This window comes from Streptomyces sp. NPDC037410, assembly GCF_055602235.1.
The window spans coordinates 161,056-174,926 of the sequence record NZ_JBVJWR010000010.1; the positions used below are offsets into that span (position 1 = coordinate 161,056).

Annotated in this window: 12 protein-coding genes; 2 read left to right on the top strand and 10 right to left on the bottom strand. The window is 71.1% G+C overall.

What is annotated here, in order from left to right; all coding sequences use genetic code 11:
• Positions 1 to 26: 26 nt before the first annotated feature.
• Complete coding sequence (hisS, locus tag ACZ7HT_RS18905; RefSeq protein ID WP_471166831.1) at positions 27 to 1,289, bottom strand: histidine--tRNA ligase; 1,263 nt, start codon at positions 1,287 to 1,289, stop codon at positions 27 to 29.
• Between the two features lie 10 nt (positions 1,290 to 1,299).
• Positions 1,300 to 2,007, bottom strand: coding sequence for an MBL fold metallo-hydrolase (locus ACZ7HT_RS18910; protein ID WP_471166834.1), 708 nt, complete (start codon positions 2,005 to 2,007; stop codon positions 1,300 to 1,302).
• A 153-nt stretch (positions 2,008 to 2,160) separates the two neighbouring features.
• Between ACZ7HT_RS18910 and ACZ7HT_RS18915 the strand changes: the two genes are divergently transcribed.
• Together ACZ7HT_RS18915 and ACZ7HT_RS18920 are read left to right on the top strand one after the other, a co-directional pair.
• Positions 2,161 to 2,958: a peptidylprolyl isomerase gene (locus tag ACZ7HT_RS18915; protein ID WP_471166837.1), complete on the top strand. Its 798-nt coding sequence runs from the start codon at positions 2,161 to 2,163 to the stop codon at positions 2,956 to 2,958.
• A 225-nt stretch (positions 2,959 to 3,183) separates the two neighbouring features.
• On the top strand, positions 3,184 to 4,413 hold the full coding sequence (locus tag ACZ7HT_RS18920) for a DUF349 domain-containing protein (protein ID WP_471166840.1): 1,230 nt from the start codon (positions 3,184 to 3,186) through the stop codon (positions 4,411 to 4,413).
• 67 nt (positions 4,414 to 4,480) lie between these two features.
• On the opposite strand, the gene ACZ7HT_RS18925 is transcribed toward ACZ7HT_RS18920, so the two are convergent.
• The 8 genes from ACZ7HT_RS18925 to ruvC form a co-directional block, all read right to left on the bottom strand.
• Positions 4,481 to 6,943, bottom strand: a complete 2,463-nt coding sequence (locus ACZ7HT_RS18925; RefSeq protein ID WP_471166843.1) for a RelA/SpoT family protein — start codon at positions 6,941 to 6,943, stop codon at positions 4,481 to 4,483.
• Positions 6,944 to 7,169: 226 nt separating this feature from the next.
• A complete protein-coding gene (locus ACZ7HT_RS18930) occupies positions 7,170 to 7,721 on the bottom strand; it encodes an adenine phosphoribosyltransferase (RefSeq protein WP_471166846.1) in 552 nt (183 codons plus the stop codon).
• Positions 7,718 to 8,788 (bottom strand): protein translocase subunit SecF, encoded by a 1,071-nt coding sequence (gene secF, locus ACZ7HT_RS18935; RefSeq protein ID WP_471166849.1) that lies wholly within the window; start codon positions 8,786 to 8,788, stop codon positions 7,718 to 7,720. The genes ACZ7HT_RS18930 and secF overlap by 4 nt, the downstream gene beginning before the upstream one ends.
• A gap of 1 nt (position 8,789) precedes the next feature.
• Complete coding sequence (secD, locus tag ACZ7HT_RS18940; RefSeq protein WP_471166852.1) at positions 8,790 to 10,544, bottom strand: protein translocase subunit SecD; 1,755 nt, start codon at positions 10,542 to 10,544, stop codon at positions 8,790 to 8,792.
• Positions 10,545 to 10,688: 144 nt separating this feature from the next.
• Positions 10,689 to 11,165 carry a preprotein translocase subunit YajC gene (gene yajC, locus ACZ7HT_RS18945; protein ID WP_471166855.1) on the bottom strand — a complete coding sequence of 159 codons (477 nt, stop codon included), beginning with the start codon at positions 11,163 to 11,165 and terminating at the stop codon, positions 10,689 to 10,691.
• A 165-nt stretch (positions 11,166 to 11,330) separates the two neighbouring features.
• Positions 11,331 to 12,419, bottom strand: coding sequence for a Holliday junction branch migration DNA helicase RuvB (gene ruvB / locus ACZ7HT_RS18950; RefSeq protein ID WP_471166858.1), 1,089 nt, complete (start codon positions 12,417 to 12,419; stop codon positions 11,331 to 11,333).
• Between the two features lie 52 nt (positions 12,420 to 12,471).
• Complete coding sequence (gene ruvA, locus ACZ7HT_RS18955) at positions 12,472 to 13,104, bottom strand: Holliday junction branch migration protein RuvA (RefSeq protein ID WP_471166862.1); 633 nt, start codon at positions 13,102 to 13,104, stop codon at positions 12,472 to 12,474.
• The gene (gene ruvC / locus ACZ7HT_RS18960; RefSeq protein WP_471166866.1) at positions 13,101 to 13,661 is read right to left on the bottom strand and encodes a crossover junction endodeoxyribonuclease RuvC; all 561 of its coding nucleotides are present in this window, start codon (positions 13,659 to 13,661) and stop codon (positions 13,101 to 13,103) included. Before ruvC ends, ruvA begins: the two co-directional genes overlap by 4 nt.
• Positions 13,662 to 13,871 lie beyond the last annotated feature (210 nt).

Consider the following 13,871-nt stretch of genomic DNA (forward strand, 5'->3'; position numbering starts at 1 on the left):
TGGTCCGGGCCCTTCCGTACGTCGGATCAGGCCAGCTTGGCCCGGACCGCGTCCACGAGCTCGTCCAGGGAGACGGCCTGCTGCTCGCCGGACTCCATGTCCTTGAGCTGGACGACGCCCTCGGCGAGGTCGCGCTCACCGGCGACGACGGCGAGGCGGGCGCCCGAGCGGTTGGCGTCCTTCATGGCGCCCTTGAGGCCCTTGCCGCCGAAGGAGAAGTCGGCGGCGACGCCAGCCCTGCGGAGCTCGGTGACCTTGCCGAAGAGGAGGCGGCGGGCCTCCTCGCCGATGGCGACGGCGAAGACGCTGGTGGTGGCCGGGATGTCGAGCTCGACGCCCTCCGCCTCCAGGGCGAGGACCGTGCGGTCCACGCCGAGCGCCCAGCCCACCGACGGCAGCGCGGGGCCGCCGATCATCTCGGAGAGGCCGTCGTAGCGGCCGCCGCCGCCGACCGCGGACTGCGAGCCGAGACCGTCGTGGACGAACTCGAACGTGGTCCGCGTGTAGTAGTCCAGGCCGCGGACCAGCTTCGGGTCGTCCTCGAAGACGACGCCCGCCGCGGTGATCAGGGCGCGCACCTCCTCGTGGTACGCCTTGCACCCGTCGCACAGGTAGTCGCGCAGGAGCGGCGCGTCGGCCAGCTGCTTCTGAACGTCGGCCCGCTTGTCGTCGAGGACGCGCAGCGGGTTGATCTCGGCGCGGCGCAGGGTCTCCTCGTCGAGGTCGAGACCGCGCAGGAAGGTCTGCAGGGCCTCGCGGTAGACGGGGCGGCACTCCTTGTCGCCGAGCGAGTTCAGCAGGATGCGGAAGTTCCGCAGGCCCAGCGAGCGGTACGCCTCGTCGGCCAGGATGATCAGCTCGGCGTCGAGCGCCGGGTCCTCGGCGCCGATCGCCTCGGCGCCGACCTGGGAGAAGTGCCTGTAGCGGCCCTTCTGGGGGCGCTCGTAGCGGTAGTACGAGCCGGAGTACCAGAGCTTGACCGGCAGGTTGCCCTGCTTGTGGAGGCTGGCCTCCAGGGCGGCGCGGAGCACGGAGGCGGTGCCCTCGGGACGCAGGGCGAGCTTGTCGCCGCCCTTGGTCTCGAAGGCGTACATCTCCTTGCTGACGATGTCGGTGGACTCGCCGACGCCGCGGGCGAAGAGGTTCACGTCCTCGAAGCCGGGGGTCTCGACGTAGCCGTAGCCGGACTTCCGCAGCGGCGCGGAGATCGCCTCGCGGACCGCCAGGTACGTGGCGGAGAAGGGCGGGATCAGGTCGTACGTGCCCTTGGGGGCCTTGAAGGTGCTCACGAAAGTCTCGTCACATTCCTCGTCGGGGAGCGTCCGTGCTCCCGAGGCCGACGGCCACGTCCCTCAGGTAGGGGTTCGTGGCGCGCTCCTGGCCGATGGTCGTCTGGGGACCGTGTCCCGACAGGACCACGGTCGAGTTGTCGAGCGGCAGGCACACGCGGGCCAGCGACGCGAGCATCTCGTCCATGTCACCGCCGGGAAGGTCGGTGCGTCCGATGGAGCCGGCGAACAGCAGATCCCCGGAGAAGAACACGGAGGGGATCTCCGTGGTCTCGGGCATCCGGAAGGTCACCGACCCCTTGGTATGACCGGGCGCGTGGGCGACGGAGAAGTCGAGACCGGCGAGCTTCAGCCGGGCGCCGTCGGTGAGCTCGCGCACGTCGTCGGGCTCTCCCACGGTCAGCTCGCCCATGAGGGGCATCCCGATGGAGCGGCCGAGGGCCTTCTCCGGGTCGCTCATCATGTAGCGGTCGGACGGGTGGATCCACGCGGGGACGTCATGGGCGCCGCACACCGGAACGACGGAGGCGACGTGGTCGATGTGTCCATGGGTGAGGACGACGGCGACGGGCTTGAGCCGATGCTTCTTCAGCGTCTCCTCGACACCCTGGGTGGCCTGGTGGCCCGGGTCGATGATGACGCACTCCTCGCCTGCGGCGGGGGCGACCAGGTAGCAGTTGGTCCCCCAGGCCCCGGCGGGGAACCCGGCAATCAGCACGTTCGTCCTTAGGGTCGTCCGGCTCGGAGGCGCGGAAATCACGGAATGCGGCAGATCAGAGCCTACCGGCGGTGCCGGTTCCACAGCCAACCCGTATACGGTACGGGCACATCCGGCCAGGACAGGAACAGACGAGCGACAGGAGCGGACCCGGTGGTCACCAGCGATCAGCGGCGGCGGCAGCTTGCCAGGGAGAAGTACGCACGGCAGCAGCAGCGGCGGGAGGAGAACCGGCGCAAGGCGAAGCGCCGCAACACCGTCATCGCGGCCGCCCTCGCGGTGGTGCTGGCCGCGGGCGGTGCCGTCTACGCCTCCGTGGCGCTGACGGACGACTCCTCGAAGGGCTCGGACAGCGCGGCGGGCGAGAACCCGACCGGCACCCCGACGCCCACGGAGACCGAGTCGAAGAGCCCCGAGCCGAAGCTGACCGTCGACAAGACGGCCACGTACGCGATGGCTCTGCAGACGAACGAGGGCGCGATCACGATCACCATGGACGCGGCGAAGACCCCGCACACGGTGAACTCCTTCCAGCACCTCGCCGACAAGAAGTACTTCGACGGGACCAAGTGCCACCGCCTCACGACCCAGGGCATCTACGTGCTCCAGTGCGGCGACCCCAAGGGCGACGGCACCGGCGGCCCGGGCTACACGATCCCCGACGAGAACCTGGGCGCCCTCGGCAAGGCGGGCGCGGACGGCACGGTGACCTTCCCGGCCGGCACCGTCGCCATGGCCAACACCGGGCAGCCGGGCTCGGGCGGCTCGCAGTTCTTCCTCGTCTACAAGGACACCAAGCTGCCGCCGACCTACACCCCCTTCGGGAAGATCGACGCGGCCGGCCTCAAGGCGGTCCAGGACGTGGCGAAGGCGGGCGTCGAGGGCGGCGCCGGCGACGGCGCCCCGAAGAAGCCCGTCACCATCGAGAAGGCGACCGTCACGAAGAAGTGAGCCCGCTCGTCGGCACGCGCGCGTGACCTTTCCTTCCGCACGCGCGCGTGACCGCCGAATCTCGGTCGCGCTGAGTGCGGACAGCCGGGCCGCCGTTCGCCTAGATTGGCGTTGTGCAGCGTGGGCCGTCGGCCGCGTTGCGGAAGGCGGGCGAGGCCCGCCGGGAAACTGTGGACGATGCCCGGGGGGTACGACCCCGCGACGGCATCATGGTGAGGAGGCGCTGTGAGCAGCGACCCGTGGGGCCGTGTCGACGAGACGGGCACCGTGTACGTGCGGACGGCCGAGGGTGAGCAGGTCGTCGGATCGTGGCAGGCCGGCACCCCTGAGGAGGCCCTGGCCTACTTCGAGCGCAAGTACGAGGGCTTGGTTGTCGAGATCGGCCTCCTCGAGAAGCGGGTGAGGACCACCGACCTCTCGGCGAAGGACGCCACCGTGGCGATCGAGCACATCCGCCAGCAGGTCGACGAGCACCACGCCGTCGGCGACCTGGCCGCGCTCGCGACCCGTCTGGACAAGCTCGTCGAGACGGTGGACTCGCGCCGTGAGGAGCGCAAGGTCCAGAAGGCCAAGCAGACCGACGAGGCGCGCACCGCCAAGGAGAAGCTCGTCACCGAGGCCGAGGAGCTGGCCCAGAGCGAGCAGTGGCGCTCCGCGGGCGAGCGGCTGCGGGCTCTCGTGGACACCTGGAAGGGCCTCCCCCGGCTCGACCGCAAGTCCGACGACGAGCTGTGGCACCGCTTCTCGCACGCCCGCTCGGCGTTCTCGAAGCGCCGCAAGGCCCACTTCGCGTCGCTCGACGCCCAGCGCGAGGACGCCCGCAAGGCGAAGGAGCGTCTGGTCGCCGAGGCGGAGTCGCTGTCGAACTCCACCGACTGGGGCAACACGGCGGCCCGCTACCGCGAGCTGATGGCGGAGTGGAAGGCGGCCGGCCGTGCCCAGCGCGAGCACGAGGACGACCTGTGGAACCGCTTCCGCGGCGCCCAGGACGTCTTCTTCGCGGCGCGCGGCGAGGTGTTCGCCGAGCGGGACGCGGAGCAGACCGAGAACCTCAAGCTGAAGGAGGAGCTCGCGACCGAGGCCGAGAAGCTGGTGCCGGTGACGGACCTGAAGGCGGCGCGTGCGGCCTTCCGTTCCCTCAACGAGCGCTGGGAGGCCATCGGCCACGTCCCGCGTGACGCCCGTCCCAAGGTCGAGGGCCGGATGCACACGGTGGAGCGGGCGATCCAGGAGTCCGAGGAGGCCGAGTGGCGCCGGACGAACCCGGAGGCACGCGCGCGTGCCGCGGGTCTGACCGGTCAGCTCCAGGACGCCGTGGAGAAGCTGCGCAAGCAGATCGACGCGGCCCGTGCCGCCGGCAACGACGCCAAGGCCGACAAGCTGGCGCGTGAGCTGGAGGGCCGTCAGGCCCTGCTCGACCAGGCGATGAAGGGCCTGGAGGAGTTCGGCGGCTGATGGCCTGAACCCGGTTGTACGAGGAAGGCCCCCGGCTCCGTGCCGGGGGCCTTCCTCGTACATACGGCTACGGACGCCGGGCGCTGGTCACGCGGTACACGTCGTAGACGCCCTCCACGCCCCGTACGGCCTTGAGGACGTGGCCCAGGTGCTTCGGGTCGCCCATCTCGAAGGTGAAGCGGGAGGTGGCCACCCGGTCGCGGGAGGTCTGGACGGCCGCCGAGAGGATGTTGACGTGCTGGTCCGAGAGGACCCGGGTGACGTCGGAGAGGAGCCGGGAGCGGTCCAGGGCCTCGACCTGGATGGCGACGAGGAAGACCGAGGACTGGGTCGGGGCCCACTCGACCTCCAGGATCCGCTCCGGCTCCCGGGAGAGCGACTCCACGTTGACGCAGTCGCTGCGGTGGACCGATACGCCGCTGCCGCGGGTGACGAACCCGATGATCGGGTCGCCGGGCACGGGCGTGCAGCAGCGGGCCAGCTTCACCCAGACGTCCTCGACGCCCTTGACGATGACGCCGGGGTCGGCGCTGGAGCGGCGCTTGGAGCGGCCTCGGGTCGGCGGGGCGGCCTCCTCGATGTCGGCGACGGCGGCCTCCTCGCCGCCGAGGGCCTGGACCAGCTTCTGCACGATGGACTGGGCCGTGACGTGGCCCTCGCCGATCGCCGCGTACAGCGAGGAGATGTCGGTGTAGCGCATCTCGTGGGCGAGGGTGACGAGGGAGTCGCCGGTCAGGATCCGCTGGATCGGCAGGTTCTGCTTGCGCATGGCCCGCGCGATGGCGTCCTTGCCCTGCTCGATGGCCTCGTCGCGGCGCTCCTTGGAGAACCAGGCGCGGATCTTGTTCCGGGCGCGCGGGGACTTGACGAAGCCCAGCCAGTCGCGGGAGGGCCCGGCGCCGGCGGCCTTGGAGGTGAAGACCTCGACCAGGTCGCCGTTGTCGAGGGTCGATTCGAGCGGGACGAGCCGCCCGTTGACCCGCGCCCCTATCGTGCGGTGGCCGACCTCGGTGTGGACGGCGTACGAGAAGTCGACGGGGGTGGCGCCGGCGGGCAGCGCGATGACGTCGCCCTTCGGCGTGAAGACGAAGACCTCGTTGCGGGAGAGGTCGAAGCGCAGGGACTCCAGGAACTCGCTGGGGTCCTCGGTCTCCTTCTGCCAGTCGAGGAGCTGGCGCAGCCACGCCATGTCGTTGAGGTGGTCGTCCTTGCCGGCCTTCTTCGGCACGTCGGCGCGGACCTTGGAGGCGCCGGCGACGGCCTCCTGCTTGTACTTCCAGTGCGCGGCGATGCCGTACTCGGCGCGCCGGTGCATGTCGAAGGTGCGGATCTGGAGCTCGACGGGCTTGCCGTTGGGTCCGATGACCGTCGTGTGCAGCGACTGGTACATGTTGAACTTCGGCATCGCGATGTAGTCCTTGAACCGGCCGGGGACCGGGTTCCATCGCGCGTGGACGGTGCCGAGGGCCGCGTAGCAGTCGCGGACGGTGTCCACGAGGACGCGGATGCCGACCAGGTCGTAGATCTCCGCGAAGTCACGGCCGCGGACGATCATCTTCTGGTAGACGCTGTAGTAGTGCTTGGGGCGGCCGGTGACGGTGGCCTTGATCCGGGCGGCCCGCAGGTCGGTCTGGACCTCGTCGGTCACTATGGCGAGGTACTCGTCCCGCTTGGGGGCGCGCTCGGCGACGAGCCGGACGATCTCGTCGTACATCTTGGGGTAGAGGATCGCGAAGGCGAGGTCCTCCAGCTCCCACTTGATGGTGTTCATGCCCAGGCGGTGGGCCAGGGGCGCGTAGATCTCGAGGGTCTCGCGGGCCTTCTTCTCCTGCTTCTCCCGCTTGAGGTAGCGCATGGTGCGCATGTTGTGCAGGCGGTCGGCGAGCTTGATGACCAGGACGCGCGGGTCCTTGGCCATGGCGACGACCATCTTGCGGACGGTCTCGGCCTGCGCGGCCTCGCCGAACCTGACCTTGTCGAGCTTGGTGACGCCGTCGACGAGGAGCGTGACCTGGTCTCCGAAGTCGCGGCGCAGGTCCTCCAGGCCGTATTCGGTGTCCTCGACGGTGTCGTGGAGCAGCCCGGCCATGAGGGTCGCCGGGTCCATGCCGAGCTCGGCGAGGATGGTGGTGACGGCGAGCGGGTGCGTGATGTACGGGTCGCCGCTCTTGCGCTTCTGGCCGCGGTGCCAGCGCTCGGCGACCTGGTAGGCCCGCTCGACCTGGCGGAGCGTCGCCGTCTCGATCTTGGGGTCGTTGGAGCGGACGATCCGCAGCAGCGGTTCGAGGACCGGGTTGTACGGGGAGGAGCGCTGGACGCCGAGGCGGGCGAGGCGGGCGCGGACGCGGTTGGACGAGCCGCCGGAGCGGGCGGGCGCGGGCCGCTCGGGGGTGGCGGGCGCGGGGGCGGGCGCAGCAGGCGCGGGCCTGGTCTCCGCCGGCTCGTTCTGGGGCGTGCCGGTCCCCGGCGCGGCCTTCTCGGCCTTCGGGTCGGGCTGCGCGGCGGAGAGTGACTGGGCCTCGTCTGGCAAGAAGCGCTCCTCTGGGGTCCCCCCGGACGGAGTCTGGGGGAGGTTCCGGGTCCCCCGGTCAGGCCCGGAAAGGCCATCGTATCGAGCCAGGAGTGGCTGTGCTCACGCGCCCGCGTTTCGGACGGCTCCCGGAGGGGCAGCGCCCCGGGCTCCGGGGACGTAGGGAGAACGCGGAGGGGCGCCCCGGGGATTCCCCGGAGCGCCCCGATCGGGGTGAACCCCGATGTCAGACCGTGATCAGCGCCGTGAGCGGAGCTCCGCCCAGGGCCGGCTCCAGCCGGGCGCGGCCCGGGAGGAAGCCGAGCTCCATGAGGACGGCGACGCCCGCGACCTCGGCGCCCGCGCGGCGGATCAGCTCGATGGAGGCCTCGGCCGTGCCGCCGGTGGCGAGGACGTCGTCGATGACCATGACGCGGTCGCCCGCGGCCAGGTCCTCGGCGTGCACCTCGATCTCGGCGGTGCCGTACTCCAGCTCGTACGCCTGGCGGAGCGTGGCGCCGGGGAGCTTGCCGGCCTTGCGGACCGGGATGAAGCCCAGGCCCGCGCGGACGGCCACCGGGGCGGCCAGGATGAAGCCGCGGGCCTCAAGGCCGACGATCTTCGTCGCGCCGTGCGCGGTGCACAGGGCGGCGAGGGAGTCGGTCAGCGCCGTGAAGGCGTCCGGGTCCGCGAGCAGCGGCGTGATGTCCTTGAACAGCACGCCCGGCTTCGGGTAGTCGGGGACGTCACGGATGCGGCTGAGCAGGAGTGCGGTGACGTCCTGGGCCTCGGCGGTCATCCTCGGCGCTCCTGGGAGCCGCGACGGCCCGCCCGGGGGCCGACGACGGCGGCCTCGGCGGACAGGTCGTCCGCCGCGTCCAGCGGCTCGCCCTTGGCGGCGGCGCTGGCGCGCTTGGCCAGGATGCGCTTCCTGAGCGCCTTGATCGACGGCTCGCGCTCCTTGAGGTCCGCCACGAGCGGGGTGGCGATGAAGATCGAGGAGTACGCGCCGGCGGCGAGACCGACGAACAGCGACAGCGAGATGTCGTTGAGCATGCCGGCGCCGAGGACGCCGCCGCCGATGAAGAGCAGGCCGGCGACCGGCAGCAGCGCGACGACGGTGGTGTTGATCGAACGGACCAGGGTGCCGTTGATCGAGCGGTTGGCCAGCTCGCTGTAGGTGTAGCGGGTCTGCTTGGTGATGTCCTTCGTCTGCTCCTTGAGGGAGTCGAAGACGACGACCGTGTCGTACAGCGAGTAGCCGAGGATCGTCAGCAGACCGATGACCGTACCGACGGTGACCTCGAAGCCGACCAGGGAGTAGATGCCCACCGTGATCGTGAGGTCGTGGATGAGGGCGACGAGTGCCGCGACCGCCATTCTCCACTCGAAGGCGATGGCCAGGTAGATCACCACGAGGATCATGAAGACGCCGAGGCCGGTCCAGGCCTTGGTGGCGATCTGCTCACCCCAGCTGGGGCCGACGATCTCGGCCGCGATCTTGTCCTCAGGGGCGTTCAGGTCCTTGGCGAGCTCCGCGCGGACCTTGTCGGACTTCGCGGTGTCGAGGCCGCCGACCTGGATGCGGAGGGAGCCGTTGCCGAGCTTCTGGACGATCGCGTCGTGGCCGGAGGCCTCTTCCGCGTACGTCTGGGCCTGGCTGACGGAGACGTCCGTCTTCGGGGTGGTGAAGACGGCACCGCCCTGGAACTCGATGCCCATGTTGAGGCCGCGGACGGCCAGGGCGACGATGGCGGTGATGGTGATCAGGATGGACAGGCCGTACCAGATCTTGCGGTTGCCGATGAAGTCGTAACCGACCTCACCGCGGTGCAGCCGGGCGCCGAGATCGCCGAGCTTCGACATCTCACGCCTCCTTCGTGTCGACGGGGGCGTGGGGACGGCGGGTGCGGCGCAGCGGCGGCTTGGCGCCGAGACGCTTCGGGTCCAGGCCGGACCACTTGTGGCCGTTGCCGAAGAACTTGGTCCGGGCGAGCAGCGTCATGACCGGCTTGGTGAAGAGGAACACCACGACGATGTCGAGCAGGGTGGTCAGGCCGAGCGTGAACGCGAAGCCCTTGACCTTGCCGACGGTGACGATGAACAGCACGGCCGCGGCCAGGAACGACACGAAGTCGGAGACCAGGATCGTGCGGCGGGCGCGCGGCCAGGCGCGCTCGACGGCCGGGCGGAGCGTGCGGCCCTCGCGGAGCTCGTCGCGGATGCGCTCGAAGTAGACGATGAACGAGTCCGCGGTGATGCCGATGGCGACGATGGCGCCACAGACGGCCGGCAGGTTCAGCGCGAAGCCGATGGCCGGGCCGAGCAGGGCCATGAGCACATAGGTGAGCAGGGCCGAGACGGCGAGGCTCATGATGGCGATCAGCGACAGGCCGCGGTAGTAGGCCACCAGGTAGATGATGACCAGGCCGAGACCGATGGCGCCGGCGATGATGCCGGCCTGCAGCTGGTCGCCGCCGAGCGCGGCGGTGACGGTGTCGACGCTCTGGGTCTGGAAGGACAGCGGCAGGGCACCGTAGGACAGGATGTTGCCGAGGTCCTGGGCCGACTGCTGGTTGAAGCTGCCGGAGATCTGCGCGCTGGCGCTCAGCGTGGTCTGGACGCGGGGCGCCGAGACGACCTCGCCGTCCAGGACGATCGCGAACTGGTTCTGCGGCTCGGTCTGCTGCGACAGCTTGCTGGTGATCGACTGGAACTTCTTCGAACCGGCGTCCGTGAACTCCATGTCCACGATCCACTGGCCGGTGCGCTGGTCCAGGCCGGCCCTGGCGTTGTCGACGTCCTTGCCGTCGACCTCGGCCGGGCCGAGGAGGTACTTCTCCCACTGGCCGATCGCGTTCTTGCCGCAGGCCACGGTGGGGTCGGTCGGCTTGACGCCCTGACCGGCGGCGGTGCGCGCCTTGGGGTCGAGGCAGTTCAGGGTGGCGAACTTCTGCTGGAGCGCCGCGGTGGCGGGGTCGGGCTTCGGGGTCGCCTGCGGGGTCCCGGTCGCCTTCGGCTTCGCGGAGGAGCTCGCGGTGGGCGTCGGGCTCGGGGCCTTGAGGGCCTCGGTGAGCGCCCGGCCCTGGGTGGAGGCGGTGGCCTTCGGGGTGGGCGACTTCTCACCCACCGTCGCGCCGGAGGAGGCGGAGGGCTTCGGCGAGCCCGAGGGCTTGCCCGAAGGCGTGGCGCTCGGTGCCGTCTGCGGCGCGGCGGCCGCGACGGCGAGAACGGGCCGGAAGTAGAGCTGGGCGGTGGTGCCGACCTGCTCGCGGGCCTGCTTCTCGTTCGTCCCGCGAGGGATGTTGACGATGATGTTCTCGGCGCCCTGCGTCTGAACCTCGGCCTCGGAGACACCCAGACCGTTGACACGGCGCTCGATGATGCCGACCGCCGTGTTCATGTTGGTCTCGTTGACCGCCGACTCCTGGCCGGGGTCGGCCTTCGCCTTGAGCGTGATCGACGTACCGCCGGCGAGGTCGATGCCGAGGCGCGGGGTGGTGTGCCCCGACCAGAACATCCCGCCGGTGAGCGCGACCATGGCGATCAGGATGAGTGCCAGGGCGCGGCCCGGACGGCTCTGTCCCCCCGCCGGCCTTCGGCCCTTCTTCGGTGCTGCCACCTGTCGTATCTCCCTGTCCAACCGCCTCACGCCGGGTATGCGTGAGACGGCCACGAAGTGTGTGTGGGGACCTGCCCCCGCAGACGTGGAACCGTGACGGGGACCGCGCTCGCCGGTGGGCGTGCGCGCGGTCCCCGGCCGCGACTACTTCGCGTCGGTCTCGCCGTCGGCCTTGCCGTCCTGCTGCCCCTCGGCGGCGGCCTCGGCCGCGTCCGACTTCTTCGTCAGGTCGGCCTTCGGCGCGTCCTCGACGGTCTCCGCGTCCTTGACCTCGGCCTCGGCGGCCTCGGTCAGCGAGGAGGCGTCGTCCGGGACGACGGTGTCGGTGTCCGACTCGTCGTCGCCGTGGACGATCCGGTTGTACTCGGAGTCCTCGAGGACGGCGCCGATCGCGTTCTTCGCGAAGACCGCGTGCACGCCCGGCGCGATTTCGAGGAGAACGGTCTCGTCGCCGATCTCCTTGACGGTGGCGTACATCCCCCCGATCGTCCGTACGCCGGTGCCGGGCTGCATCTCGTTGCGCATCTGCGCCGCCGCCTGCTGCTTCTTCTTGGCAGAGCGGGTCATCAGGAACATGGCCCCGATGAGGACGATGAAGGGGAGGAGGGTCACGATGCTCACGGGACGGGTTTCCTTCGCACGGTCGCGGAGAACCCGCGGCCTGATCTTCGGGGGTGGGCGCGCCGACCAGAAAGGGCGGCAACGGCGGAGTCTAGGCGAGTCCGCATCAATGGAACAACGTCCAGCATCGCACCCTGGTTCCGGTCCGGGCGAGTGTCGACACCGTCACGCCCCGAAGAGCCCCTGTTGTCCCGTTCCCGTGCCGTACCCTGCGGCGCCCGGGCCCGCTGCCTGCGGCGGAACGAGTCCGAGGTGCGTCCACGCCGCCGGAGTGGCGACCCTGCCACGGGGCGTACGGGCCAGCAGTCCTTCGCGTACGAGGAAGGGCTCGGCGACCTCCTCGACGGTCTCGCGCTCCTCCCCGACGGCGACCGCGAGGGTCGAGAGGCCGACGGGTCCGCCGCCGAAGAGTTTGAGCAGGGCCTCCAGGACCGCGCGGTCGAGCCGGTCGAGGCCGCGGCTGTCCACCTCGTACACGCTGAGGGCCGCCTCGGAGACCTCCCGGGTGATCACTCCGTCGGCCTTGACCTGGGCGTAGTCGCGGACCCGGCGCAGCAGGCGGTTGGCGATGCGGGGCGTGCCGCGGGAGCGGCCGGCGATCTCGGCGGCGCCGTCGGGGTCGATCTCGACGTCGAGGAGTCCGGCGGAGCGGTGGATGACGCGCTGGAGCTCGGCCGGGTCGTAGAACTCCATGTGGGCGGTGAAGCCGAAGCGGTCGCGCAGCGGGGGCGGCAGGAGGCCGGCCCGGGTGGTGGCGCCGACCAGGGTGAAGGGCGGGAGTTCGAGCGGGATGGCGGTGGCGCCGGGGCCCTTGCCGACGATGACGTCGACGCGGAAGTCCTCCATCGCCATGTACAGCATCTCCTCGGCGGGCCGGGACATGCGGTGGATCTCGTCGAGGAAGAGGATCTCGCCCTCCTGGAGGGAGGAGAGGATCGCGGCGAGGTCTCCGGCGTGCTGGATGGCGGGGCCCGAGGTGATGCGGATCGGCGCGTTCATCTCGGCGGCGATGATCATCGAGAGGGTGGTCTTGCCGAGGCCGGGGGCACCGGAGAGCAGCACGTGGTCGGCGGTGGCTCCGCGCTGGCGGGCGGCCTTGAGGACCAGGTCGAGCTGCTGGCGGACCTTCTCCTGGCCGACGAACTCGCTGAGGTCCTTGGGGCGCAGGGCCGCCTCGACGGCCTGGTCGTCACCCTCGGCGGAGGCGCCGACGATGCGCTCCGCGGCGGTGTCCGTCTCGTCGTCCCAGTTCACGTGGTCTGCCTTCTCGGTGGTGGTGTGGGGTGCGGGGCGCGGCGGTTCGCCGTCAGCGTGCGCGGTTCAGGGTCTGCAGTGCCGCCCGCAGCAGCTGCGGGACCGGGGCCGAGCCGCCGGCGGCGATCGCGGCCTCGGCCTGCGGGGTGACGGCGCTGACGGCCTCCTCGGCCTCGCGGCTCGCGTAGCCGAGGCCGATCAGGGCGGCGGACAGCTGCTCGGTCCACGGCGCGGGGCCTGAGGCGGCGGCACGCTGGGCGCCGACCAGGCCGCTGCTGCCCAGTGGGGCGCCGAGCTTGTCCTTCAGTTCGAGGAGGAGCTTCTGGGCGCCCTTCTTGCCGATGCCGGGGACGGCCGTGAGGGCCTTCTCGTCTCCGGTGGAGACGGCGAGGCGCAGCGCGTCGGGGCTGTGCACCCCGAGCATGGCCTGGGCGAGGCGGGGGCCGACGCCGCTGGCGGTCTGCAGGAGCTCGAAGACCTGCCGCTCGTCGTCGTCGGCGAAGCCGTACAGGGTGAGGGAGTCCTCACGGACGACGAGGGAGGTGGCGAGCCGGGCGTGCTCGCCGACGCGCAGGCCGGCGATGGTGTTCGGGGTGCAGTGGACGGCCATGCCCACTCCCCCGACCTCGACGACGGCGGTCGTGGGGGCGAGGGCGGCGACGGGGCCGCTGACGAAGGCGATCATGACGTGCGGCCTTTCGTGGCGTGCAGGGCGACGGCCTGCTGGAGACGGTTCTGAGCGGCGACGGCCTGCTGCAGACGGTTCTGCGCGGGGGCCCGCCAGATGTGGCAGATGGCGAGGGCGAGGGCGTCGGCGGCGTCGGCCGGCTTGGGCGGGGCGGAGAGCCGAAGGAGTCGGGTCACCATGGCCCCGACCTGCGCCTTGTCGGCGCGGCCGCTGCCGGTGACGGCGGCCTTGACCTCGCTGGGGGTGTGCAGGGCGACGGGGATGCCGCGCCGGGACGCGCAGAGCATCGCGACGGCGCTGGCCTGGGCCGTGCCCATCACCGTACGCACGTTGTGCTGGCTGAACACCCGCTCCACGGCGACGAGTTCGGGCGAGAAGCGGTCGAGCCACTCCTCTATGCCGCGCTCGATGCCGACCAGGCGGACGCCGATGTCGGCGTCCGCCGCCGTGCGCACGACGCCGACCCCGAGCATGGTCAGGGGCCGTCCGGCGACGCCCTCGACCACACCGACGCCGCACCGGGTCAGTCCGGGGTCCACCCCGAGTACGCGCACCGCCGCCTCCCTGATCGCAAGTCTGTTTGTGCAGGCTATCGGCAGGCACTGACAACGCAGCGGGGGGGGGGGGGGGGGGGGGGGGGGGGGGGGGGGGGGGGGAGGAGGGGGGGGAGGGGCGGGTTTTTTCTGGCTTTTGCGCTCCCCCCCGGGAACTGGCCGCTGGGGGAGGGGGGGGGCGATGGCCGCAACCGTGCAGCCCTGTTGCTT